Below are 24,978 nucleotides of genomic sequence, written 5' to 3'. Positions count from 1 at the left end.
CCGCTCAGGATTTCTGGAACATGGCCAGCATCCGGCGTGTCACCAGGAAGCCACCCACGATATTGATGGACGCAATCAGCACCGAGATCGCCGCGAGCACGCCGACCACGACGCTGCCGGTACCGATCTGCAGGATCGCCCCGAGAATGATGATGCCGGAGATCGCATTGGTCACCGCCATCAGCGGCGTGTGCAACGAGTGGCTGACGCCCCAGATCACCTGGAAGCCGACGAAGCAGGCCAACACGAAGACGATGAAGTGCTGCATGAAGGAGGCCGGGGCCACCTGCCCGAGCAACAGCATCAGTGCGCCGCCCACGGCGAGCAGGGTCACCTGGCGCTTGGTCTGCGCCTTGAAGGCGGCATGCTCCGCGGCCTTCTTCTCCTCCGGCGTCGGCTCCTTCTCCTTGGGCTTGGCCTTGGCCGCGCCGATCGCCTTGACCTTGGGCGGCGGCGGCGGGAAGGTGATCTCGCCCTCGTGGGTCACCGTGGCGCCGCGGATCACATCGTCTTCCATGTTGTGCACGACCTTGCCGTCCTTCTCGGGCGTAAGATCGGTGAGCATGTGGCGCACGTTGGTGGAATAGAGCATCGAGGCCTGGGTGGCCATGCGCGAGGGGAAGTCGGTGTAGCCGACGACCGTCACGCCATTGTCGGTCACCACCTTCTCGTCGGGCTTGGTCAGGTCACAGTTGCCGCCCTTCTCGGCGGCCAGGTCGACAATCACCGAGCCGGGCTTCATGGCCTCGACCATGTCCTCCAGCCACAGCTTGGGCGCCGGCTTGCCGGGAATCAGCGCCGTGGTGATGACGATGTCGACGTCCGGAGCCTGCTCGCGGAAACACTCGAGCTGCTTCTCACGGAATTCGGGACTGGAAGGCGCGGCATAGCCGCCGCTCTCCGACCCGTCCTGGCTCTCGTCGAAGTCGAGGAACAGGAATTCGGCCCCCATCGACTCGATCTGTTCGGCCACCTCGGGACGCACGTCGAAGGCGCGCACCACCGCACCCAGGCTGGTGGCGGTACCGATGGCGGAGAGCCCCGCCACACCGGCGCCGATCACCAGCACCTTGGCCGGCGGCACCTTGCCCGCGGCCGTCACCTGGCCGGTAAAGAAGCGTCCGAAGTTGTTACCCGCCTCGATGACCGCCCGGTAGCCGGCAATGTTGGCCATCGACGACAGCGCATCCATCTTCTGCGCCCGCGAGATACGCGGCACCATATCCATGGCGATCACGGTGGCACCCTGGGCCTTGCACAGTTCGAGCATGGCCTCGTTCTGGGCCGGCCAGAAGAAGGCAATCAGGGTCTGCCCCTCGCGCAGCAGGTGGGCCTCCTCCTCGGAGGGCTCGCGGACCTTGATGACCATCTCGGCCTCGTGCCAGAGCGCCTCTGCCCCATCGACGACGGTCACCCCCGCCTGGCGATAGGCCTCATCGTTGAAGCCCGCAGCCACCCCGGCCCCGGCCTCGATCAGGCATTCATGCCCCAGCTTCTGGATCTGTTTCGCGCTCTCGGGGGTCAGCGCGACGCGCGCTTCCCCCCGGGCACTCTCCTTCGGTGCGCCTATCTTCACAATGGATCCCCCATGTGGCCAACGTTTGTTACGATTGATTGTCAGAGTGAGGTTTTGATCAAGCTCATCAGTGTTACCTTTTGCGGCCTCCCGACACAAGGCCCGAGCCCAGGTTTTTGCTGCATCGCAGCACGAAACAAGCCGCTGTTATACCCGGAAAGAACATTTGTGCATGACAGCAGCCCGGGCGGCATCGTACCCGCTGCGGTTCGCCAGAGGCCGGACCCGACACAACGACGCCACCCGAAGGTGGCGTCAATAGGCGTAGCCGCAGAGACGGTCAGGCGCTCAGCAGGGCGTTGAGCCGCTTGACGTGTCGGCGGATAATCGAAGCCCTCACCCTTGACTTGATCGAGGCCAGATGACCCTGGCCCCATCAAGCAATGCGCATTAGGGTTCGAAACTGCAATTTTTCTGCGCCAGCACCCGGTCGATCCAGTTACGATCGCTGTTGCCCGCGCGGATCTGCCCTAGTTCTTCTAGCTCGGCACGCTGCTTGGCCTGCGCCGCCTCGAGGAGCTCCTCCGCCTGAGCTTGAGGGACACAGAGCACACCGTCCTCATCACCAATGATCAGATCACCGGGCATCACCACCATGCCATCGACGGAAACCGGTACGTTGATCTCGCCGGGTCCGTCCTTGTAAGGCCCCCGGTGTGTCACGCCGGCCGCATATACGGGAAGACCGAGCTGACGAATCTCGTCCAGGTCTCGGATAGCGCCATTGATGACGATGCCTGCAAGACCCAGTGCTGCTGCATGGTGGGCCATCAGCTCGCCCATCATGGCGTTGGTCAGATCTCCGCCAGCGTCCACGACAATGACATCACCAGGAACGGCCATGTCCAGCGCTTTGTGGAACATCAGGTTGTCACCCGGCCGTGTCTTGACCGTCAACGCCGCACCGGAGAGACGCCTCCCTCCTCCATGATAGGGACGCAGTCGGGTGCCTGCAGACGTCATCCGAAACATCGAATCACTGACATTGGCAACCGGAACCTCATCAAAGGCTTTGGCCAGTTCGGGGGCTACTGCAGCTGTGCGCGCCAGTACGCGAAATCCTATGCTCATCACTTTATCACCTTGTTTTACTGTCTGGCGCCGGGCGCCGAGATCCGGGGACCAAAAGGCCCATGTCATTCGACACCGAGTTGTGCCAGCACCTTGCTGACGACCTCCAATCCCGTTCTTCGCAACCCTTCATGGGTCGACCCCCCGATATGGGGAGTGGCGATGAATCCGGGATGCTGAAGTAGGGGAAGATCCGGCGAAGGAGGCTCCTGCTCGAACACATCGGAAGCTGCTCCGCCGAGATGGCCGTTCGCTAACGCATTAGCCAAGTCGGACTCATTAACGACCCCTCCCCTTGCGCAGTTGATGAGGAAAGCACCCTCGGGAAGCATCGCCAGCTCTGCGGCGCTAATCATGCCTCGAGTGGCATCATTAAGGCCGACGTGCAGGAAAAGCAGCCGACTGGCGGCAAGAATCTCGTGCAAGCTGTCGGCACGCCCGATATTTTCCGGCCAATCCGCATCGGCAATGCCTGGATCATAGGCTTTCACCGTGGCGCCGAAGCCACATCGCAATCGCGAGGCGACCGCCTTTCCAATAGCACCAAGCCCGATAATGCCGGCCGGCAGTTCCGCTAACTCATATCCCACTCGCTGTCGTCCGGTGAGTGGAACACCATGCCGCAAAGCCTCGGTATGTCCGACCAGGTTCCGTGACAGCGATAGCGCCATAGCAAGAGCAAGATCGGCGACCGAGGGCGCATTGACCCCTGGGGTAGAGATCACTGCAACACCTTGTCTCGCTGCCGCCTCCACATCGATGGTGTCCGTTCCTGCCCCATGCTTCCCGACCACTTGCAATCGGCTTGCCAAAGAAATGTCAGCAGCACTCACCGGGTGGCTGCGAACAATGATCGCGTCTGCACCCTCGTGCCACCGGGAGACCTCTTTCTCCTCCCATGTGACCAGATTTACCTTTGCACGCAACCCCTCCACAGCCTCTTCGTGGATGGGCTCCAATACGTAAACGGTGGGTTTTCCCGCCTTATCGGGGCCATTCATCTAATGGTCTCCTGTCGTGCTCGAGGGGAGAGGCTGGGGCGAGGCCGTCTCGCGGCCTGCCGAACCTCTGCAGATCATCGGGCATGGTTGATCAATCTCCATTGGCTTCGCGTCAGGCGCGAGCGGCACCGAACACTGACCGTTCGGTACGGGATGGCGATCAAAAAACCACCTGAATGAGTACAGAAAAAATACATACAGAACGGGCGGGCGACAAGAGTATTTTTGTACATAAGCCATTATTCATGAATAATACTAAAGAATATAAACGTTTAAATTACTGTTTTTTATTATTTTTTTATTAAAAAACACCTAGACACCGCTCCGAGAAGCTTTTCCGCTTGACGAGGAAGCACCATAGAATCACTGTTCTCTGTATCCAAAGACTGGATGCCCAATCTCTCGCTACTAAGGTATAACTCCAATGAAAGCCCAGATGCCCATTACCCTCCTCACAGCAGGTCTGCTAGGAATGGCAGGCATGAGCAGCGCCTTGGCTGACTACCCTGAACGTCCGGTCACCATGATCGTTGCCTACAGCGCCGGTGGCGGAACGGACGTTGCCGCTCGCACCCTGGCCCCCTACATCGAGGAGAATCTCGGCCAGTCCATCACGGTGCTCAACAAGCCGGGAGCCGGCGGGGAAATCGGATTCACCGGCCTCGCACAGGCAGAGCCGGACGGTTACACGTTTGGCTTTATCAACATTCCCAATATGCTGGCCATTCCCATTCAGCGGGATGCCCGCTATTCCATGGCGGATATCGATCCGATCGCCCAGATCGTCTACGACGCCGGTGCCCTGAGTGTGCGCACGGACAGCGAGATCGATTCGCTCGCGGAGCTGGTCGCAGAAGCGAAAGAGAACCCGGGTGCCGTCACCTATGGCACCACCGGCATTGGATCTGACGACCATCTGGCAGTGCTTTCCTTCGAGCGAAAGGCCGGTATCAAGCTTCGCCATATCCCCTTCCCCGGGGCAGCCGACCTGCGTGCTGCCACTCTGGGGGGGCACATCACCATGGCCAGCATGAACATGAGCGAGTCCGTCGACGATATGGAAGCCGGGAACCTGAGAATTCTTGGCCAGATGGCGGAAGAACGCTGGGAAGCAGCTCCCGATGTGCCAACGTTCCAGGAGCTGGGCTACGACCTCGTCATGGGCTCACACCGTGGTATCGGTGCCCCGGCGGGACTGCCGGAGGAGGTATTCACCACGCTGAGTAACGCCGTGGAACAAGCCGTAGCCGACCCCGAGTTCCAGGAAAAGTCACTGGAGCAGGGCCTGCCTATCGCCTATCAGGGGCCGGCCGAGTTCGCCGCTCAGCTGGAAACGCTAAATACAGAACTGCAGGAGCTCTGGAAAGAGCAACCCTGGGCGCAAACCAACTAAGTCTGAAAGGTGAGCGCATGCCGAGATATCGGCCTGCGTTCACCCCCCCCTCTGGAAACCTGGAAACCACTATGCCAAGGCCCTTGATTGAGCTGATATGCGCGCTTCTCGTAAGCGGACTGTGTATTGCGGGATTCGTGGAAGCCACGAAATATATGGGACCTTCGGGATACCTGCCGAAGGCTGTCATGCTTCTAGCGCTACTTCTTTCGTTGATCTGGGCACTCCAGAGCGTCTTGTGGCTGCGAAAGAGCGAGAGCGAATCCACTGCGGACTCGGCAAGCTTGTCGAGAATAGCCGTGTTCACAGGTGCCTCCCTTGCTTATGTCGTGACGATTCCCTTCATCGGCTATTTCACGACCACGCTGGTATTCATACCCGCCGTCTCGAGTGCCCTAGGCTACCGAAAGCTTCGCATCTTGCTGGGAGCCCCCATAATTTTCGTGCTCGCCTTGTACATCCTGTTCAGTCTCATCTTGCAGGTTCAGCTGCCTGACGAGCCACTGCTGCAACTTATCGGTATTCGCTAATGGACATACTCAATCATATCCTGTCGGCTTTGCCGCTGATATTTTCCATCGACGTCATCATCGCCATGATCATCGGCACGGCCGTCGGCATTACGGTAGGCGCCTTGCCAGGCCTATCGGCGACGATGGGAATTGCCGTGCTGATCCCCCTGACCTTCAGCATGGAGCCCTTGGTGGCGCTCGGCATGGTCGCCGGTATTTATAATGGGGCCATGTACGGGGGTTCCATTCCTGCCATTCTCCTGCGCATTCCCGGCACGCCAGCAGGCATCGCCACCGTTTTTGACGGTTATCCCATGGCGCAGAAAGGCCAAGCGCCTCTGGCGCTGAAGATATCGCTTATCTCTTCCGCCATCGGCAGTGCCGTCAGCGCTATCGCTCTTCTAGCTCTGGCACCTCCCCTGGCAGCTATCGCCCTGAAGTTCAGCCCAGCCGACTACTTCTGGCTCGCCCTCTTCGGCATGACGACGATAGCGGTTCTGCTCAGCAGCAACCCCGTCAAGGGACTGCTCAGCACCTGCCTGGGCCTGGTGGTCGGCATTGTCGGAATCGACGCCATGACGGGAGCGGAACGATTCGCCTTTGGTAGCATGGATCTTCTGAGCGGCATCAACATCATTGTCTTGCTGACAGGCCTTTTCGCCATACCACCGGCTATTGACCTGGCGGTGCAGCACTTATCCCAGCAGAAAGAGGCCCCGATCGAGAACAAGAAGGCCCGCATTCGGTGGCGCCCCTTCATCCCGGTCTGGATCAAGTCTTCCATCATGGGTGTCGTGATCGGCATCATTCCAGCGCTGGGCGGCAATATCGCCGCTGTCCTGGCATGGAATGAGCAGCGCCGCTCAGACCCCGATAACGATCAATACGGCAAAGGCGAGCCCAAGGGGGTTGCAGCCCCGGAGTGCGCAAACAACGCTGATACGGCGGCTACGCTGATCCCTGCGCTCACGCTTGGCATCCCGGGAAGTGCCGTTGCCGCCGTGATCCTCGGCGCCCTGCTGGTGCACGGCCTTCGCCCCGGCCCTCAACTCTTTCGGGATGATCCGGAAATCGTCTTCGGCTTCATGCTGACCATGTTTGTCACGGCAATCCTGATGTTCGTGATCGGCCGTGTGGGCGCCCGAGCCTTCGTTCATGTGCTCAAGGCACCGACGATGCTTCTGGCGCCGATGATCATTGCCCTTGCGGTGGTTGGCATCTACTCGATTCATAACAGCATGTTCGAAGTCTGGCTGATGCTCTTCTTCGGCCTGCTCGGCTATGGCATGGAGCGCCTGAATATACCGACCGCACCCGCCGTACTGGCCGTCATTCTCGGCCCCATGGCAGAAGAGTCACTGCGCCGGGCATTACTGATCTCCGGCGGCTCCTTCGACTACCTGGTACAGAGCTGGATCTCATGGATCATCATCGCCATGACGGCGATGACGCTTATCGTGCCGATGTGGAAGCGATTTCGCAGGCTTAAGCCCTCCCGTGGCGATCAGGAGTGACGCCGATGAGGGAGTGAGAGCCTCAGTGGACACATCGGTCAAGGTGCCCGGCGGCGACAGGTCAGTTACCATCTTGGGCTGGCCGCTTTCACTCCGGCTTCCATTTTTCCCTTATGCGTCGAGCCTGCAATGAAAATCGGTGAACGGGTCTATCAGACGCTTCGGCGTCAGCTCATGGTCAATCATTACGAACCCGGCGCACATCTTCGTGAGGAGGTCGTGGCAGAGCAGCTAGGGGTGAGCCGGACCCCGGTGCGCAATGCCTTTCAGCGGCTTATCTCCGAGGGACTTCTGAGCCACGAAAAGACACGTGGAGCGATCGTTACCGGCTGGCGGAAGTCGGACACCGAGGACATCTTCAAGCTGCGCATCCTGCTGGAAGGGCATGCCGCGGCACTTGCCGCACACCAGATCACCTCAGAGCAGTTTGCCGACGTCGTCGCCGCCAACGACCAGATGCGGGAAGCTATCGCGGGCAACCGCAGCGACCGCATCGAACGAATTGCTCGGGCGAATCAGAGCTTCCACGAAGGCCTGCTTGATGCGTCAGGCCAGGGTTATCTGCGCATGTTCGCGCGCACCCTGCTGCACCTTCCCATGGTAAGCGGTTTCTTCATTTACAGCCGCGAGGAAATGGATGAGAGCGTCCGCCAGCACCAGGAAATCATCGCGGCTCTCCAGGCTGGCAATGAGGAATGGGCTAAAGCGGCGATGACCAGCCATTTGAATGGCGCCCTGGAAAGGTTTCGTCGATCCCGTTGACGCGACTACCGGTTTGAAGCAATCAAAAACCCCACCGGCCTCTAGGGCCGGTGGGGTTAGTGGCGACTCACTTAAAGAACGCCTGGGCGCCGAGTATATCAGGCGCTCAGCAGGGCGTTGAGCCGCTTGACGTAGGCAGCGGGGTCATCGAGATGACCGCCCTCGGCGATGATCGCCTGGTCGAGCAGGATCCGCGCTAGATCATCGAAGCCCTCACCCTCGACGCTCTCGAGGCGCGCGACCAGCGCATGGTCGGGGTTGAGCTCGAGGATCGGCTTGACCTCGGGCATCTTCTGACCGGCGGCCTCCATGATACGGCGCATCTGGAAGCCCATCTCGTGCTCGGGCAGCACCACGCAGGCCGGCGAGTCGGTAAGGCGATGCGTCACCTTGACTTCCTGGACCTCGTCACCCAACGCCGCCTGTACACGCTTGACCAGGTCTTCCTTGGCCTTGGCGGTCTCCTCCTGGGCCTTCTTCTCTTCCTCATCCTCGACATCGCCGAGGTCGAGCTCGCCCTTGGCCACATCGACGAAGTGCTTGCCCTCGAACTCGTCGAGATGGCTCATCAGCCACTCGTCGATGCGGTCGTGCAGCAGCAGCACCTCGATACCCTTCTTGCGGAAGATCTCCAGGTGAGGGCTCGACTTGGCCGCATTGAAGCCGTCGGCGACAATGTAGTAGATCTTCTCCTGCCCTTCCTTCATGCGCGAGACGTAGTCGGCCAGCGACTGGTCTTGGATGGCGCTGTCGGTATGGGTGGTGGAGAAGCGCAGCAGGCCGGCAATCTTCTCGCGATTGGCGTGGTCCTCAGCCGGACCTTCCTTGAGCACGCTACCGAAGGTGTTCCAGAAGGTCTGATAGGCCTCATTGTCCTTGGCCAGCTTCTTGAGCATGTCCAGCGCGCGCTTGGTCAGTGCCGACTTGATCTTGTCGACTTTGGGGTCCTGCTGGAGGATTTCGCGTGAGACGTTGAGCGAGAGGTCGCGCGTATCCAGCACGCCCTTGATGAAGCGCAGGTAGAGCGGCAGGAACTGCTCGGCGTCGTCCATGATGAACACGCGCTGGACGTAGAGCTTTACGCCACGGGCGCCGTCGCGCTCGTAAAGGTCGAAGGGCGCCCGACCGGGCACATAGAGCAGGCTGGTGTACTCGAGCTTGCCCTCGACCTTGTTGTGACTCCAGGTCAGCGGGTCGTTGAAGTCGTGGGCCACATGCTTGTAGAAGGCCTTGTACTCGTCGTCGGAGATCTCGCTCTTGGGCCGCACCCAGAGGGCGGTGGCCTCGTTGACGGTCTCCCACGTCACGGTCTCGCTGCCCTCGATGTCGTTGCCGTCCTCGTCCTTGGCGGTCTCGACCTTCGGCATGCATACCGGTACCTCGATATGGTCGGAGTACTTGCGCACCAGACTCTTGAGGCGGAAATCGTCGGCGAACTCTCGGGCGTCCTCCTTGAGGTGCAGCACGATCTCGGTGCCGTGCGCCTCGCGCTCGATATCGGCGACGGTGAACTCGCCCTCGCCCTTGGAGCGCCACTCGACCCCTTGCGACTTGTCGCTGCCGGCCTTGCGGGTACGCACGGTGATCTCGTCGGCGACGATGAAGCCGGAGTAGAAGCCAACCCCAAACTGCCCGATCAGCCGGGCATCCTTCTGCTGCTCGCCGGAGAGCTGCTTGAGAAACTCGGCGGTACCGCTGCGCGCGATGGTGCCGAGGTTCTCGATCACGTCATCGCGGCTCATGCCGATGCCGTTATCACGCACGGTCACGGTACCCGCTTCGGCGTCGTGATCGATCTCGATGCGCAGTTCGCTGTCGCCTTCATAGAGCGCGTCGTTGTCCAGGGCCGCGTAGCGCAGCTTGTCGCAGGCATCGGCGCCGTTGGAAATCAACTCGCGCAGGAAGATCTCGCGGTTGGAGTACAGCGAGTTGATCATCAGGTGCAGTAGCTGCTTGACCTCGGTCTGGAAGCCGAGGGTTTCCTCATGAGTCGCGGTCGTCATCTGGCTGGGACCCCTCTTTCGACGTGACAATGGTGGCCTGGCCACCGGTTCAGGATTGACGTCGATATGGGGCCCGCTGACGGATTTTCAAGCGCCTGCATCGCCAGGATCGCCCAGCACGAAATGCAGCCGTGCGGTAGCAACCGGCGTCGTCTCGCTCTCCTGCCAGGCGCAGACCCGCACGTTGCCCATGCGCCGCCCCTCGCGCTGCAGGCTGCAGCGGGCCAGCGTCGGCGCCAGCCGCGCCGTGCGCAGATAGTCGATGGAGATGTCGACGATGCGCGGCAGGCGCGGCATGCGGGTCGCGAGCATCAGGTCCAGGGTCGCCGCGGTCTCCATGAAGGCGGCTACCACGCCGCCATGCAGCGCCGGCAGCAGGACATTGCCGACATTGCCCTCGCGGGGATCGAGGCGAAACAGCAGCCCCTCGCCCTGCGGATCCGGGAGCGTCGAGACCCCGATGCGCCGCGCGTAGGGTATCAGGGCCAGCCAGGCATCGACGTCGCCCTCGGCGCGGGTTCTCTCCAGCCAGTCGACATTCTCGAAACCTTCACGCATGGTCGCCCTCCTCATCGATCGCCACATCGGCGAAGAGCGCCTCGGCGAAGCCCGGGGGCGTGTTGCGGGGCCCCAGGCGCACGAAGTTGCCGATACCCCGCGCCAGCGGGCGGCCCGTTTCCTGCCAGAGGCTGCCCTCGGTGAAGACGACCGATTCGGTGACCCGGACCACGCGCGCCTCGGCGAGAATGGCCAGGCCTGCCACGCCCGGCCGAAAGTGGTCAACCCGAAGGTCCAGCGTCGGACAGACCTCCGGCGCCGGCAGGGCCGGCAATACGGCCGAGCCGCAGACGGTATCCAGCAGCATGGTCAACACCCCGCCGTGCACCAGACCACGGGCGGTGTCACCGAGCAGGTCGTCACTCCAGGGCAGGCGCATGGTGGTCACCTCGGGGGTGACCTCGAGCACCTCGAGGCCCAGCTCTCGAGTGTGCGGGATCACGGTGACGAAGCGCGTCAGGGCACGACGCCAATCAGCGTCACCGGGAGTCTGGCCGTGGATCATTCGGGTCTCGCAGGCAGCGGCAAAAGGAAGATTTCAAACGATCGTATCAGGACGGTGGCAGGTCGTCGCCTCGACCTTTGCCGGAGGCTGGACTCTTTTCCTCACCAGGCTCGCGCCAGGCACGATAGCCCGCCAGATGCCGATCCACCCGAGTCAGCAGCCAGCCAACGATCACCGCATCATCCACCAGCCCCAGCAGTACCAGCATGTCGGGAATCAGGTCGAGCGGCGAGACCAGATACGCGAGGGCCGTCAGCATCCACAGGAAGGCGCCCCATGGCACCGGGCGGTAGCGTCCCAGCAGCACATCGCGGGTCATGGGCAGGAACAGCTTCAGGGCGCGGCCGATATGGCCCAGTACGCGGGCGCGACGCCGCAGTCGCGCCACCAGGAAGCCGCCGCGGAATCTGGCCATCTCGATCTCCTTGCCGACAGACGAGAATACCGCTAAACGATAGGGTATCCCCACCCTGACGAACAATCGCTGCCTGTCGGGCGGCGACGACACTACTCAAGAGAGCCGCCATCGGCCACCATGGCAGATTGACGAGCGCGAACCGCAAGAGGTCACGATATGTCCCTGTCATTGGGTCGCTGTAAGGCCCTGATCGCCGCGGCCCTGTGCTGCCTGCCGCTGGCCGGCCTGGCCGACGACCGCGCCATGCGAGATGCCCTGGAGGCGGCCCGCAACGCACAGTGGGAAGAGATCGACCGGGAGGCCGTCGAAACGCATGTGCTCGCCGGCTACGTCGACTACCACCGCCTGCGCCAGCGCCTGCCGGACGTGGAGCCCGAGCGGGTGCTGGCCTTCATAGAACGCCATGCGGACTCCCCGCTCAGCGACTGGATGCGCGGACAGGCCATCGCCCAGTATGGCCAGGCGGGGCGGCCGGCTAGCCTGTTGGCGGTCGCCGATAGCGTGCCCGAGGGCACTGCCCGCCAGTGTTACTACTACACCGCGCTGCTCGATCGCGTGCCGGAGGATGCCGCCCAAGGCGGACGAGAGCTCTGGCGCGTCGGCCACTCCCAGCCGGATGCCTGCGATACCCTCTTCGACACCCTGCGCGCCCGAGGCGAGATCGGCCAGGCCCATATCTGGGAACGCATGATGCTCGCCTGGCAGGCCGGCGAGACCGGGCTGATGAGCTACCTGGGCCGGCAGCTGAGCACTGACTGGCAGTCCGCCAGGGCCAGCCTGGCGCGGCTACGCAAGGATTACTCGGCGGTGACCCGGGTGCCGGCCTGCATCGGCCCCGGCTGCCAGGGCAGCGGTCCGCTGTTCGCCGCGACCATGCACGGCTTCACTCGCACCAACACCGAGGCGGCGCTCGAGGCCTGGCGCAAGGTCGCGCCGCACCTCGCACTGGAATCGGATCAGCGTGACGCCATCGAGCATGACCTGGCCTTCTACGCGATGGTGCGCGACATCGACCAGCATGGCGCCTGGCGTGACGACGTTGTGGCGCGGCTCGGGGATACCGATCTGCTGGAGCTTCGCGTACGCTCGGCGCTGGCCGAACGGGACTGGTCAGGGGTCATCGACTGGGTCCATCGCATGCCCGACGCGACCCGTCAGGAAGCGCGCTGGCAGTACTGGCTGGGTCGTGCCCTGGAGCAGCTCGGCGACCCGGCCACGGCGGAAAAGGCCTACGCGGCGGCCGCCGATGAGCGAAACTTCTTCGGTTTTGCCGCCGCCGACCGGCTGGGCCGCCCCTATGCGCTGAACCTGGAGCGCAACGTCGTCGATGCGGCCACTCGACAGCGCATCGCCGACTGGCCGGTGGTGCAGCGCACCGAGGCACTGCGGCGAATCGACGAACCTGGCCTGGCCAATAGCGAGTGGTACCGGGCCGTGGCCCGGGCAACGCCCGACGAGGCACGCGCGCTAGCCGACTATGCCGCGCAGCAGGGCTGGCTCGCGGAACTGGTGCAGACCACCATCGTCGGCCAGATGTGGGACGCCTTGGCGTGGCGCTTCCCTGAAGCCTATCGTGATGACTTCCTGCATTGGGGCGGTGAGATGGACGTCGACCCCTACCTGCTGATGGGGATCGCCCGGCGCGAGAGCGCCTACAATCCCGTGGCCCTCTCCCCCGCCGGCGCGCGAGGACTGATGCAGCTGATGCCGGCCACCGCGGCCCAGCTTGGCCGGCGTCTGGGCATCGGTGACCCCGGTCCCTACGGTGTCCTCGACCCCGAGGTGAACATCCGCCTGGGCAGCACCTACCTGGGCGAGCTGATCGACCGCTACAGCGGTAATCGCCTGGCGGCGGCGGCCGCCTACAATGCCGGCCCCAGTCGGGTCGACCGCTGGCTGCGTGACGCACCGGAAGCGTTCGACCTCTTCGTCGAGAGCATCCCCTTCCGCGAGACCCGCAACTACGTGCAGGCGGTGCTGGCCTATCGGGTGATCTTCGAGAGCCTCTCCAGAGACGGCGAGAGCGAGGGCGTCAGCATGCTGAGCCCCGCGGAGAAGACGGTGCGTTACGACCGCTCGCTGCTCGCCAGAAACTGAGCCCCTGCAGCGCCTCCCGCGCAAGCGGCCCTGGTGATGCCAGGGCCGCTTGCGTTGCGGCAACTCCTCAGCCCGGTTGACGCGTCAGTGCCAGCTTGATGCCGAAGCCGACCAGCACCGCGCCGGTGATGCCATTGAGCCAGCGCGAGAACGCCGGACTCGCCAGCCAGCGGCCGGCGCTTCCCACCATCAGCACGATGGCGATCTGCCAGAGGTTGGCCACCACGAAGTGCACCCCGGCAAGCCACAGCGACTTGGCCAGCGCCGGGTCACCGGGCGCAATGAACTGGGGCAGAAAGGCCATGTAGAAGATCACCGTCTTGGGATTGAGCACGTTGGAGAGCAGCCCCTCGCGCAGGGGTCGCCACAGCGGCACGACCTGCCGCTCGGCCTGCACGCCGCCCACGGGAAGCCCCTGGCCCCGTCGAGCCGCACGCAAGCCATTGATGCCCAGCCACACCAGGTAGGCGGCACCGGCCAGCTTGAGCAGGCCAAACGCCCAGGCCGACTGCAGCAGGATCAACGAAATGCCCAGCGCCGACACCGCCGCGTGAACAAAAAGCCCGCAGCAGATGGCCAGGCTGGTCGTCACACCGTCGCGCCAGCCCCCGCGAGCGGTATTACGAATCACCAGCAGGGTGTCGACCCCCGGGCTCATGCTCAGCAGGGTGATGGCCACGAGGAAGGGCCAGAACTGCGCATCGAAGAACATGGGGCCCTCTCAGTCGTTGAAGATGCCGCGACGGGCATGGCGCATGGAGATCTGGTCGTTGAGGGTCCAGAAATCGTAGAGCACGCCGAGGCCGAAGAGACCGAAAGTCAGCAAGTAGAGCAACCCGGTCAGCCACTTGCCGAGGTAGAAGCGATGAATGCCGAATACGCCCAAGAAGGTGAGCAGCAGCCAGGCTAGGGAGTAGTTGGTCGGGCCAGCCTGGAAACGCAGGTCAGCCTGACGGTCCATGGACGGGATCAGGAAGAGGTCGATCAGCCAGCCGATGCCCAGCAGCCCCAGCGTAAAGAACCAGATCGTGCCGGTCACCGGCTTGCCGTAGTAGAAGCGATGAGCACCGAGAAAACCGAACAACCAAAGCAGGTAGCCGATCAGCTTGCTGTGGGTGTCTCGGGAGGCGATACGGGTGTGGGTCATGGGTCTCTCTTTCTTGGGGAAACAGCCAGGGTGGAGGCTGGACGCTTACCGGCTTTGCATCTACAGTGACTTTGCGGGCATAGCGCCAGTCTCCCTGTGACACTCGGTTGACGCAACTCTGGCGCTGTTGCACTATCCGCTGCGTTGGTCAGCAAGCAGAAAAGTCGTCTGTTGTACTTCGATTTCTTCGATACACCCGGTGCGCACTTCCTTCTTGCCTTGCCCACGCATTACGGGTCTATGGCGAGGGCATCACCTGCCTGACCCAGCACCATATATTTAGTTAGTAAAGGAAATCGACGATGGCAACTGGCACTGTCAAGTGGTTCAACGATACCAAGGGCTACGGCTTCATCTCTCCGGACGACGGCGGTGATGACCTGTTCGCTCACTTCTCCGAGATTCAGGCTGAAGGCTTCAAGTCCCTGCAGGACGGCCAGAAAGTCACTTTCGAAGTGACCCAGGGCAAGAAAGGCCTTCAGGCCTCCAACATCCGCGCCGCCGACTGATCCTCGGCTGACACGGAGGCGACCCACCGGCCTTGCTGTCCGGTCGCCGCAGAGAAAGGCCCGCCATCCGGCGGGCCTTTTTCATTCCAGCATCGGCAGGCAGCGCGTCACTCGCCAGCGCTGCCGGTGCCGTCGAGTTCAAGCGAATCGAGCTCCGACGAGGCGCCGGGTGCCTGCCGCTCGGCCTCCTCGAACTGCTCGTCGATCTGGCGACTCGCCTCCTCGAAGCGCTTTTCGGTCTGCTCGAGAATCGCGTCGATATCCGAGCGGGTGCTTTCCCCCGGCATCGCATCGCCTTCGGCCATCTCGCTTCCCGGCGAAGTATCAAGGCCGATCTCCGACTCGAGATCGGACGATTCCATGGGCTCAAGCTCGGGCGTTTCCATCGGCTCGAGCGCCGGTGAGGATTCCATCGGCTCGACCCCGGGTGCCGTTTCCTCGGCGCTCTCGAACTGCTCGTCGATCCGGCGACTCGCTTCCTGGAAGCGCCGCTCGGTCTCCTCGATGATGGCATCGACATCGGAGCGGGTTGTCTCGCCGGGCAGCGCTGCGCCCTCTTCCAGGGTATCGGCCGGCGTTTCGCCGAGGGTCTCGGCTTCGGCGTCAACCTCGCCTTGCGTGCCGATATCTAGCTCGCCAGGTTCCTCAAGATCGCCGCCTGCTTGATCCGCTGCGGACGCTTGCCCCTCCTCGGATGCCTCGGCGGATGAGCTCTGATCGTCGCTGACGTCCGCCTCATCGGGCTCGGCGGCCGGCTGATCCGTCTCTTGCTGACTCTCCGCTACCTCGGCCGGCTGCGCGGCCGCTTCCTGCGTCTCCTCGACCTCGGCCGGCGCTGGCTCGTCATCACCGTTGCCGCAACCGGCGAGCCCCGTGGCCAACGCCATGGCCGCCACCAGCGGCATCCAGGGTTTCATTGCCATTGTCTTGCTCCTGACGAAAAGGAAGCCATTGCACCAGAGCCCCTACCCGCTCGCAAGGCGGCGTCACCACTCAGGTGGCAAACAGCTGGCCGGCGATGTCACGGAACGCCTTGAATTCGATGGCGTTGCCGCTGGGGTCGCGGAAGAACATGGTGGCCTGCTCGCCGGGTTCGCCACGAAAGCGGATATAGGGCTCGATCTCGAAGCGCACGCCGGAGGCCGTGAGCCGGTCGACCAGGGCTTCCCAGTCAGCCATCTCCAGCACGACGCCGAAGTGGGGCACCGGTACACCATGGCCATCCACCGGATTGCGATGATCGTCGATGCCCTTCTCCCCCAGGGCGGGATTCAGGTGACAGACAAACTGATGGCCATAGAGGTTGAAGTCGACCCAGGTATCGCTGGAACGCCCTTGCGGGCAACCCAGCAGTTCACCATAGAAGCGGCGTGCCTCGGCCAGGTCGCGGACCTGCACGGCCAGATGAAAGGGGGTAAGCATCACGGAGTCCTCCGGTGGGTCTGAGTATCGGAATGCTTCATCATGCCGACCCGACTCCCGTCTGGCCAGCCGCTCCCTGCGTGGACGGCAGCGGGCACCCCAGGGTCCAGGCCACGGCACTCAACAGCTCCCCCTCCTCGGGCGCGATCCGACCGTCATGTTCCACGCAACAGGTCATGGCCGCCAGCAAGGGGGCACGCTCGGCCTGAACCAGGCGCACCAGCCGTGCCATCGCCCAGTCGAGGTCCGAGGCCAGGGCAGGTTCACCCACGAAGTCCAGCGGCACGCCCAGCACCGAGCCGAGCCGCTCGACGGCGGCCCGGGCCTGCCCCTCGTCCTGCTGGCCGGCCCGCGCCAGCGTCGAGAGCAACAGTGACAAAGGCCCGCCCAGGTCCGCCAGATGACGATCGCGGCGCGCTCGCCGCGCTCCCTCGATGCCCTGCACGACAAGCCGGTGCAGAGCCCACTGCAAGGCACCGGCGTGCACTTCCAGGGCCATCAGCCGGCGCAGGCAGGCCTGGAAGCGAGCATGCTGCGCCGTGGAGAGTTGGCGAAGTGCTGGAAGGGCCAGTTCGATCAGCGGCAGACGCTGACCGGGGGTCAATCTGGACAGTGGAGCCTCGAGCGTCTTGAGCTCGGCCAGCACCTCCGGCAGCGCCTGGCCTTGCAGGGCATCACGCTGCGCCTCGCGGCTGCGGGGATCGGCACCCATCAGGATGCCATAGACCAGTGCCCGGGCGGCAAAGGGCTCATGGGCCGACTCGAACAGGCGCGCATCGATCTCGCCGAGACGGCGACGGGCACGGGCGATATCCTCGCTACTCGGCCGCCCGACACTTGCCACCACCGCAGCGGCGAGCGCCCCGGCGGCCAGGCGCTCGCCGCCTTGCCCCCCATCGGATGAGGCGGGCTCGGCCTGGCGTCGCGTCGACCGGACCGGGGGCGCTGGCGGCAGGCTGCCGTCCCAGTGAGGCAGCACTCGTTGAATCCGTGCCGTCACCGGGGGGTGGGTCGCGGTCAAGCGCGACAGGGAACGGACACCGCTGCCGAAGTAGAGGTGGCTGAATTCTGCCGCCTGGCTGGCGAGCAGACGCGAGCCCAGGCGATGGGCGGCCAGCAGCTTCAGCGCCCCGCCGATACCCTCGGGGTTGCGGGTATACTGTACGGCGCTGGCATCGGCAAGAAATTCGCGCTGGCGACTCACTGCCGCCTTGATCAGGTTACCGCACAGCGTACCGGCATAGCCCACCACCATCAGCCCCGCGCCCAGCCCCAGCACCGCGACATGTCCGCCACCCTTGCGAGAGCGAGTACGACGCCCGCTCGTCGAGGCATGCAGCAGCATGCGACCGATAAGGCCGATCACCACAATGCCATGGAGCAGTGCCACCAGCCGCAGGTTGAGACGCATGTCGCCGTGCAGGATGTGGCTGAACTCATGGGCGATGACCCCCTGCAGCTGGTCGCGGTCGAGCGTCTCGATGGCGCCTCGCGTCACCCCGATGGCCACGTCGTCGAGCTCGTGCCCGGCCGCAAAGGCATTGATGGCCGGATCCTCGAGCAGATAGACCAGCGGGACCGGCATGCCGGAGGCGATGGCCATCTCCTCCACCACATTGAGCAAGCGGCGTTCGTTGGCATCGCGGGTTTCCAGGTTGAGCGAGCGGCCCCCCAGGGCCTCGGCGACCGCGCTGCCACCGGCCCTCAGCTGAAGGTGGCGAATGAGGCTACCCAGCCCCACCACCAGGATCACCACCATCGCCACGCCGGCGAGCAGTTGCGGCTGCAGCGCCCGCGCCAGCGTCTCGCCGGTGAAGGAAGCGCCGTCGAGGAACACCACGGCCAGCGCCACCACTAGGGAGGTAATGCCGATCAACACCACGATCGCCAGGGCCAGCAGCAGAATCAGCCGTCCGGTCAGGCGTCTGGCGCGATCCTGAGCCGTGAAGAAATCCATGCGGGCCGGCTCAGAAGCTCACCCGAGGCGCCGTCTGGATCTCGGCGCTGTCGGCAAATTCCAGCAGGGCCGCATCCTGCTTGTGGCCGAAGGAGCCGGCCAGCAGCACGGGCGGAAAGCTCTGCCGGTAGGTGTTGTACTGCATCACCGCATCGTTGAAGGCCTGACGGGCGAACGCCACGCGGTTCTCGGTACTGGTGAGGGTCTCGGAGAGTTGCTGCATGTTGTCGGAGGCCTTGAGATCGGGGTAGGCCTCCATGACCACGTTGAGGCGCCCGAGGGCCGAACCCAGTGCGCCTTCGGCGCCAGCCAGCTCGGCCATGGCGCCAGGCTCGCCGGGATGCGCTGCTGCCCGCTGCAGGCCGACCTCCGCGGCATTGCGCGCCTCGGTCACCGCCTGCAGGGTCTCGCGTTCGTGACTCATGTAGGCCCGCGCGGTCTCGACCAGATTGGGAATCAGGTCATGGCGACGCTTGAGCTGAACCTCGATCTGGGCGAAGGCATTCTGGAAGCGATTCTTCAGCGTCACCAAGCGATTGTAGATAGAGACGCCGTAGACCAGCAGGGCGCCCAGCAACACGAGGGGAATGATCAGCGAGAGGTCCATGGTGTGGTGATTCCTTGTCGATAGGGGAAGAGTTCGCTGCCGTTAACCTTAGGTCTGACCGCGCCCCCTTGCCTCATGGCGGGCGCGAGAAAAGCGCGCAATCCCGCGGCGCCGCCAGCATCAGGGCGCCGGGGCTGATGCCCACCTGCAACCCGTGCCGATGCAAGGGTTCACCATCCAGGGTCACCGGTAGCCTCTCCTCTGCCTCGAAGGCGAGGCCCTCGGTGCGGAAGACATCAACGTAGTGGCCCCGAGCAGGGCGCGTCGCAAGCTCACGGCGCATCGCGCGAAGCCCCGCCACGGAGGCAACATCGTGCAGCAGCAGCACATCGAGCAGGCCATCATCGAGGGTGGCCTGTGGCGTCAGCGCCTGGCCACCGCCCGACTGACGTCCGTTGCCGATGGCCAACATGAAGACCTCGACGCGACGCTCACCCCCCTCCCAGTGAAGCACCCCGGGGTAGAGCTGGAAGTTCCATGCCTTGACGGCGCCGATCAGCGAGTAGGCGCCGCCGCCAAGCAGCCGCTTGAGGGTCTTGGGCGTGGCGGACGAGATCTCGGCGCCGAACCCGCAGGTAGCCATGTTGAGGAAGTGCCAGTCGTCGACTCGCGGCACGTCGATACGCCTCAGCGGGAGATCCAGAGCCGAGGCCAGCGCCGGCTCACTCTCCAGCGGCAGGCCCAGCGAGGTGGCCAGGTCGTTGGCGCTGCCCAGCGGCAGGATCCCCAGCCCGGGGCGCCGCTCGGGCGTCAGCCCCATCAGGCCATTGACCACCTCGTTGACCGTGCCATCCCCACCCCCGGCGATCACTCGCTCGACTCCGTCGTGCCCGGCCTGTTCCGCCAGGCGGGCGGCATCGCCTCGCTCCCAGGTGACGCGAACCTCGATCTCGTTCCCGCACTCGCGGCATGCCAAGACGGCCTCTCTCACCGACGGCAGCTGCGCCGATTTACCATTGAGGATCAGCCTGGCCATTCACGCTCCTCTCGCCCGCTTCGTCCTGTCCCGACCCTGGGACCGTCAATGGATAACGGCATACGCCCAATCTTCAATGCCAATCACCTTACGACTTCCCTACACTATCTGTCTCGTCGACGCGTGCCGAACAGGGAGTGTGCATGATCGAACCGGCTTTTCTGCTTGCCGCCTTTCTGGGCGGCCTGGTCGCCATGGTGCTGCGTCTGCCCCCCATGGTGGGCTTTCTGGTTGGCGGCTTTGTGCTCAACGCCCTGGGCTTCCATGTAACACCGCTACTCGGGGTGATCTCCGACATCGGCGTGACCTTGTTGCTATTCACCATCGGGTTGAAACTCGATGTGCGCACCCTGCTCCGGGGAGACGTATGGGGAGGTGCCTCCCTGCACATGCTGACCTCGACGCTGCTGATGGTGGCATTGCTCTCGCTGCTCAAGTGGCTGGGCCTGGGGTTGCTGGAGGGCGCGGGCTGGCAAACGCTGGGCCTGCTCGGCTTTGCGCTATCGTTTTCCAGTACCGTCTTTGTGGTCAAGGTTCTGGAGAAGCGCAGCGAGACCCAGACCGCCTATGGTCGCCTGGCCATCGGCGTGCTGATCATGCAGGACATCTTTGCGGTCATTTTCATCACCGCCTCAACCGGGAAATTACCCATCCCCTGGGCCTTGGGCCTGTTGCTGCTGATTCCCCTGGCGCCAGCCCTGCGTGCCCTGCTCGACCGGCTTGGCCACGGCGAGATGCAGATGCTGTTCGGCGTGCTGCTGGCGCTGGTGCTGGGCTACGCGCTGTTCGAAGCGGTCGGCGTGAAGGGGGACCTGGGAGCCCTGATCATCGGGCTATTGCTGGCCCCCCATCCGGCGGCGCAGACCCTGGCACGCTCGATGTTCAGCCTCAAGGAACTGCTGCTGGTGGGCTTCTTCCTGAGTATCGGGCTGACGGCAATGCCCAGCATCGAGATGCTGGGAATCGCCATGCTGCTGGTACTGATCCTGCCGATCAAGAGCCTGGCCTACCAGCTCGTCTTCATGCGTTTCCGGATGCGGCACCGCACCTCGCTGCTGGCCACCCTCAGCCTGACCAACTACTCGGAGTTCGGTCTTATCGTGAGCGCTATCGCGGTCTCCAGCGGATGGCTCACGGCTGAGTGGCTGGTGGTCATTTCACTGGCGGTGGCACTGAGTTTCGGCTTCTCGTCGGTACTCAACGGCTTTAGCGAGCGGGTCTATCGCTGGCTTGAACCCCGCCTCCCGCCGATCGACATTGAAGAGTTATCGCCGAGTGACCGCCCGATCGAGGTAGGCAGCGCCGAGGCCGTCGTGCTGGGCATGGGCCGTATCGGCCGCAGCGTCTATCGTCGGCTGCAGAAGGAGTATGGCCTTCGCGTACTGGGCATCGACAGCAACCCACAGAGCGTCAAGAAGCTGGGGGCACGGGGCTTCAATATCCTCGAGGGCGATGCCGTCGACTCGGACTTCTGGGACAAGCTACTGATGTCCACCGGCGTCAAGATGGTGGTACTCGCCATGCCCCACCATGCCGGCAACCTCTTCGCGTTAAAGCAGCTGCGCTCCAGGAAGTTTCCCGGTCGTATCACCGCCGTGGTGGAATACCCCGAGGAGATCGAGCCAATCCGTGAGCTGGGTGCCAATGCCGTCTTCCACGTCTACGACGAGGCGGGCCGAGCGCTGGCGGACAGCGCCGCCGAAGAGGCCGGGATCGTTTCCCGCGCCAGTCAACTGGGGTGAATGACTTGCCTCGCCGTGGCCCTTCTCGCGATACTCGGTACCGGAGATACCCCCGCCCATCCCCTCAAGCATGAAGCATGCCGCAGGGGCTCCAACACGACCGTTCGCTCTCAGACTGGAACTCGCCACCCATGGACGACGCCTTCGCCTTTATCGGCTCCGCCTTCGGGGAATTCATCCGCTTTATCGTCGATGGCCTGACCGGCTTCTTTGCCAATATCGGTGGCGCCGCGCGCAGCTTCATGCAGGGCCTTTCCGAGTCGCTGGGCATTCCGCTGACCCTGATCAACCTGGTCGTGCTGGTGGTCGGCCTGTGGTTGCTGTGGAAGGGGTTGGCCGCCCTGATGCGTCGCGCCTTCGTCGCCACCCTGATCTGGTGGCTGCTGGGGGTGACCGTGCTCAGCTGGCTGATCCGATGAGCGTCGCCGCTCACTGACCGCAAGGCGCCGCCCATTGAGGCGGCGCCTTGCGGTCGGGCAGGCTATCGCCCTTTCTCAGGCGAGGGCCTTCTCGACGACCTCATACACGTTCGGCGAGAGATCCTCCTCGGCACGGATACGCTCGAGCTCAGCCTTCATCAGCTCCTGGCGCGTCTCGTCGAAGCGCGCCCAGCGCGTCAAGGGAGTGACCAGACGAGCAGCGATCTCCGGATTGAGGCGGTTGAGCTCGATCACGGTATCGGCCAGCAGGCGATAGCCTGACCCGTCAATACGGTGGAAATTCACCGGGTTCTGATTGGCGAAGGTGCCGATCAGCGCCCGCACCTTGTTGGGGTTCTTCAACGAGAAGGCCGGGTGCTCCATCAGGAAGGCGACGCGGTCAAGCACGTCCGGCTGCGGACGGGTCACCTGGATGGCGAACCACTGATCCATCACCAGCGGGTCGTGGGCCCACTTCTCGCCGAAGACCTTGAGCGCCGGGTCGGCAATATCACCGCGCGAGCCGTGCACCATCAGGGTCAGCGCATGGCGCACATCGGTCATGTTGTCGTCGGCCTCGAACTGCGCGCGGGCAAGCTCCAGGCCTGTCTCGTCCTCGATGGCCATGAGGTAGGAGAGCGCCACGTTCTTCAAGCTGCGTGCGGCGATCTGCTCGGGTTCCGGCGCATAGGGGGCATCGAGGCGGTTCTCCTCGTAGAGGCGCAGGAAGTCATCACGCAGCGCCAGGGCCAGGCTCTGCTTGACGAAGGTGCGAGCGGCATGAATGGCATCCACGTCGACCAGCGGCTGCTGCTCGGCGATATAGGCCTCGGAGGGCAGCGTCAGCATCTGGGCCAGCACCGCCTTGTCGTCGATATCCGCCGCCAGCAGCGCGCGAAACGCCTCGACCACTCGCGCATCCATCACCTTCTCGACGCCGTTGCGGTGGGCTGCGATCAGGTCGTCCAGGGCCAACAGGGCAAGGCGCTGCCCGGCATCCCAGCGATTGAAGCCGTCGGAATCATGGGCCTGAAGGAAGGCCAGATCCTCGCGGCTAAAGGGAAAGTGCAGCTTGACCGGCGCCGAGAAGCCGCGCAGCAACGACGGTACGGGGGCCTCGCTGACATCGGTGAAGAGAAACTCCTGCTCTTCCTCGCGCAGGTGAATCACCGTATCGCTGCCCAGGCTCTCACCCTCTAGGGTCAGCGGCAGATCACGACCGGACTTGGTGCCCACCAGGCCCAGGCGCACCGGGATATGCAGGGGCTGCTTATCCGGCTGCCCCGGTGTCGCCGGCGTCCGCTGGCGCAGGATCAGACGATACTCGGCGTTGGCGTAATCGTACTCGCCGTGGGCATCGATCTCCGGGGTTCCCGCCTGGGCGTACCAGCGCATGAACTGCGAAAGGTCCTGGCCCGAGGCTTCGGCCATGCAGTCCACGAAGTCTTCGATGGTCACCGCCTGGCCATCGAAGCGCGCGAAGTAGAGATCGCTGCCGCGGCGAAAGGCCTCCTGCCCCACCAGGTTCGAGAGCATGCGCACGATCTCGGCGCCCTTCTCGTAGATCGTCAGGGTGTAGAAGTTGCCGATCTCGATGTAGTGGTCGGGTCGCACCGGGTGGGCCGTGGGGCCGGCGTCCTCAGCGAACTGGGCGGTGCGGAAGAAGGAAACATCCTCGATGCGCTTGACGGGCGCCGAGTTGATATCCGCCGTGAAGCACTGGTCACGAAATACCGTGAAGCCTTCCTTCAGGGAGAGTTGGAACCAGTCGCGGCAGGTGACCCGATTGCCGGACCAGTTGTGAAAGTACTCGTGGGCGACAATCCCCTCGACGCGCTGAAAGGCCGCGTCGGTAGCGGTCTGCGGATGGGTCAGCACCGCGGCCGAGTTGAAGATGTTGAGCCCCTTGTTTTCCATGGCCCCCATGTTGAAGTCGTTGACCGCCACGATCATGAAGCGATCCAGGTCGTACTCGCGCCCGTAGGCTTCCTCGTCCCAGCGCATGGCGCGCTTGAGCGAGGCCATGGCATGTTCGGTCTTGTCCAGGTTCTCTTCCTCGACCCAGATCTGCAGCGTGACGTCGCGCCCACTCATGGTGGTGAAGCTATCCTCGACGTTCTTCAGGTCCCCGGCCACCAGCGCGAAGAGGTAGCTGGGCTTGGGATGAGGGTCTTCCCAGGTGACGAAGTGACGGCCGTCGGGAAGCTCGCCGCGCTCCACCGGATTGCCGTTGGAGAGCAATACCGGCTCCTGCTCCGCGCGTCCGATCAGCGTGGTAGAGAAGGTCGCCATGACGTCGGGACGATCGGGATAGAAGGTGATGCGGCGGAAGCCCTCGGCCTCGCACTGGGTGCAGAACATGCCGCTGGAGCGATAGAGCCCCGACAGCGCCGTGTTGGCGTCGGGGGCGATCTCGACCTCGGTGTCGAGCAGGAAGGCTGCCGGCACCCGATGCACGACCAAGCCGGCCTCACCGACCTCGTACTCGCCCGGCGCCAGCGGCTGGCCATCGATGGCGATGGCCTTGAGCGCAAGCTGCTCGCCGTCGAGCTCCAGGGGGCTTTCTGCCTCACGATCCGGATGACGCTCGAGGTGCAGGCGCGCCTTCACTCGGGTCGCGCTCGGGTCGAGATCAAAGGTCAGTTCGGTGCGAGTGACACGGTAGGCGGGAGGGCGATAGTCACTCAGATAGATCGGCTGCGGTTCGGACATCAAGGATGGCTCCTGTCGGTGATTGCCATCCATTGTACGGCGCCCCGCGCCAGTAGCTCAAAGCAATGCGATGCGTC

23 protein-coding genes are annotated in these 24,978 nt (G+C 63.7%); 8 read left to right on the top strand and 15 right to left on the bottom strand.

Annotation, left to right across the window (positions count from 1 at the left end; all coding sequences use genetic code 11):
* Window positions 1–4: 4 nt before the first annotated feature.
* The 3 genes from FHR95_RS11615 to FHR95_RS11605 all read right to left on the bottom strand — a co-directional run bounded on the left by FHR95_RS11615 (window position 5) and on the right by FHR95_RS11605 (window position 3,648).
* Window positions 5–1,576 (bottom strand): Re/Si-specific NAD(P)(+) transhydrogenase subunit alpha, encoded by a 1,572-nt coding sequence (locus tag FHR95_RS11615; RefSeq protein WP_040187851.1) that lies wholly within the window; start codon window positions 1,574–1,576, stop codon window positions 5–7.
* A gap of 390 nt (window positions 1,577–1,966) precedes the next feature.
* Window positions 1,967–2,647, bottom strand: coding sequence for an RraA family protein (locus FHR95_RS11610; RefSeq protein ID WP_183314500.1), 681 nt, complete (start codon window positions 2,645–2,647; stop codon window positions 1,967–1,969).
* 65 nt (window positions 2,648–2,712) lie between these two features.
* The gene (locus FHR95_RS11605; protein ID WP_183314499.1) at window positions 2,713–3,648 is read right to left on the bottom strand and encodes an NAD(P)-dependent oxidoreductase; all 936 of its coding nucleotides are present in this window, start codon (window positions 3,646–3,648) and stop codon (window positions 2,713–2,715) included.
* Between the two features lie 481 nt (window positions 3,649–4,129).
* Here FHR95_RS11605 and FHR95_RS11600 point away from each other — a divergent pair, with 481 nt between their 5' ends.
* From FHR95_RS11600 to FHR95_RS11585, 4 genes are all read left to right on the top strand, one after another.
* A complete protein-coding gene (locus FHR95_RS11600) occupies window positions 4,130–5,041 on the top strand; it encodes a tripartite tricarboxylate transporter substrate binding protein (RefSeq protein ID WP_221199306.1) in 912 nt (303 codons plus the stop codon).
* A 17-nt stretch (window positions 5,042–5,058) separates the two neighbouring features.
* Entirely contained in the window at window positions 5,059–5,571 is a 513-nt protein-coding gene (locus FHR95_RS17430; protein ID WP_425485292.1) for a tripartite tricarboxylate transporter TctB family protein, read from the top strand.
* Window positions 5,571–7,067 (top strand): tripartite tricarboxylate transporter permease, encoded by a 1,497-nt coding sequence (locus FHR95_RS11590; RefSeq protein WP_183314496.1) that lies wholly within the window; start codon window positions 5,571–5,573, stop codon window positions 7,065–7,067. The genes FHR95_RS17430 and FHR95_RS11590 overlap by 1 nt, the downstream gene beginning before the upstream one ends.
* 129 nt (window positions 7,068–7,196) lie before the next feature.
* Complete coding sequence (locus tag FHR95_RS11585; protein ID WP_040187857.1) at window positions 7,197–7,829, top strand: GntR family transcriptional regulator; 633 nt, start codon at window positions 7,197–7,199, stop codon at window positions 7,827–7,829.
* Window positions 7,830–7,927: 98 nt separating this feature from the next.
* On the opposite strand, the gene htpG is transcribed toward FHR95_RS11585, so the two are convergent.
* The 4 genes from htpG to FHR95_RS11565 all read right to left on the bottom strand — a co-directional run bounded on the left by htpG (window position 7,928) and on the right by FHR95_RS11565 (window position 11,310).
* On the bottom strand, window positions 7,928–9,832 hold the full coding sequence (gene htpG / locus FHR95_RS11580; protein WP_183314495.1) for a molecular chaperone HtpG: 1,905 nt from the start codon (window positions 9,830–9,832) through the stop codon (window positions 7,928–7,930).
* 87 nt (window positions 9,833–9,919) lie between these two features.
* The gene (locus FHR95_RS11575) at window positions 9,920–10,390 is read right to left on the bottom strand and encodes a PaaI family thioesterase (protein ID WP_183314494.1); all 471 of its coding nucleotides are present in this window, start codon (window positions 10,388–10,390) and stop codon (window positions 9,920–9,922) included.
* Window positions 10,383–10,895, bottom strand: coding sequence for a PaaI family thioesterase (locus FHR95_RS11570; RefSeq protein WP_183314493.1), 513 nt, complete (start codon window positions 10,893–10,895; stop codon window positions 10,383–10,385). Before FHR95_RS11570 ends, FHR95_RS11575 begins: the two co-directional genes overlap by 8 nt.
* A gap of 46 nt (window positions 10,896–10,941) precedes the next feature.
* Window positions 10,942–11,310, bottom strand: a complete 369-nt coding sequence (locus FHR95_RS11565; protein WP_183314492.1) for a YkvA family protein — start codon at window positions 11,308–11,310, stop codon at window positions 10,942–10,944.
* A gap of 159 nt (window positions 11,311–11,469) precedes the next feature.
* On the opposite strand from FHR95_RS11565, the gene FHR95_RS11560 reads away from it, so the two are divergent.
* Complete coding sequence (locus tag FHR95_RS11560) at window positions 11,470–13,410, top strand: transglycosylase SLT domain-containing protein (protein WP_183314491.1); 1,941 nt, start codon at window positions 11,470–11,472, stop codon at window positions 13,408–13,410.
* 67 nt (window positions 13,411–13,477) lie between these two features.
* Here FHR95_RS11560 and FHR95_RS11555 read toward each other — a convergent pair whose 3' ends face one another.
* A complete protein-coding gene (locus FHR95_RS11555) occupies window positions 13,478–14,122 on the bottom strand; it encodes a LysE family translocator (RefSeq protein WP_183314490.1) in 645 nt (214 codons plus the stop codon).
* Between the two features lie 9 nt (window positions 14,123–14,131).
* Window positions 14,132–14,557 (bottom strand): NINE protein, encoded by a 426-nt coding sequence (locus FHR95_RS11550; RefSeq protein WP_183314489.1) that lies wholly within the window; start codon window positions 14,555–14,557, stop codon window positions 14,132–14,134.
* Between the two features lie 302 nt (window positions 14,558–14,859).
* On the opposite strand from FHR95_RS11550, the gene FHR95_RS11545 reads away from it, so the two are divergent.
* Window positions 14,860–15,066 carry a cold-shock protein gene (locus tag FHR95_RS11545; protein ID WP_040187864.1) on the top strand — a complete coding sequence of 69 codons (207 nt, stop codon included), beginning with the start codon at window positions 14,860–14,862 and terminating at the stop codon, window positions 15,064–15,066.
* Between the two features lie 107 nt (window positions 15,067–15,173).
* Here the strand turns inward: FHR95_RS11545 and FHR95_RS11540 are convergent, their stop codons facing one another.
* From FHR95_RS11540 to yegS, 5 genes are all read right to left on the bottom strand, one after another.
* Entirely contained in the window at window positions 15,174–15,989 is an 816-nt protein-coding gene (locus FHR95_RS11540; protein ID WP_183314488.1) for a hypothetical protein, read from the bottom strand.
* Window positions 15,990–16,059: 70 nt separating this feature from the next.
* Window positions 16,060–16,488, bottom strand: coding sequence for a VOC family protein (locus FHR95_RS11535; RefSeq protein WP_183314533.1), 429 nt, complete (start codon window positions 16,486–16,488; stop codon window positions 16,060–16,062).
* A 40-nt stretch (window positions 16,489–16,528) separates the two neighbouring features.
* Complete coding sequence (locus FHR95_RS11530) at window positions 16,529–18,445, bottom strand: M48 family metallopeptidase (protein ID WP_183314487.1); 1,917 nt, start codon at window positions 18,443–18,445, stop codon at window positions 16,529–16,531.
* Between the two features lie 10 nt (window positions 18,446–18,455).
* Window positions 18,456–19,052, bottom strand: a complete 597-nt coding sequence (locus FHR95_RS11525) for a LemA family protein (protein WP_183314486.1) — start codon at window positions 19,050–19,052, stop codon at window positions 18,456–18,458.
* Window positions 19,053–19,125: 73 nt separating this feature from the next.
* A complete protein-coding gene (gene yegS / locus FHR95_RS11520) occupies window positions 19,126–20,028 on the bottom strand; it encodes a lipid kinase YegS (RefSeq protein ID WP_183314485.1) in 903 nt (300 codons plus the stop codon).
* 143 nt (window positions 20,029–20,171) lie between these two features.
* Between yegS and FHR95_RS11515 the strand changes: the two genes are divergently transcribed.
* Window positions 20,172–21,770: a cation:proton antiporter family protein gene (locus FHR95_RS11515; protein WP_183314484.1), complete on the top strand. Its 1,599-nt coding sequence runs from the start codon at window positions 20,172–20,174 to the stop codon at window positions 21,768–21,770.
* A gap of 131 nt (window positions 21,771–21,901) precedes the next feature.
* Window positions 21,902–22,189 (top strand): hypothetical protein, encoded by a 288-nt coding sequence (locus tag FHR95_RS11510; protein ID WP_040187868.1) that lies wholly within the window; start codon window positions 21,902–21,904, stop codon window positions 22,187–22,189.
* Window positions 22,190–22,264: 75 nt separating this feature from the next.
* Here FHR95_RS11510 and pepN read toward each other — a convergent pair whose 3' ends face one another.
* Window positions 22,265–24,901, bottom strand: a complete 2,637-nt coding sequence (pepN, locus tag FHR95_RS11505; protein ID WP_183314483.1) for an aminopeptidase N — start codon at window positions 24,899–24,901, stop codon at window positions 22,265–22,267.
* Between the last annotated feature and the right edge of the window lie 77 nt (window positions 24,902–24,978).

The sequence above is a fragment of the Halomonas fontilapidosi genome (assembly GCF_014192285.1).
GTDB lineage: Bacteria > Pseudomonadota > Gammaproteobacteria > Pseudomonadales > Halomonadaceae > Halomonas > Halomonas fontilapidosi.
Note: the sequence above shows the minus strand (reverse complement) of the source record. Positions and strands in the feature narration are given on the sequence as shown.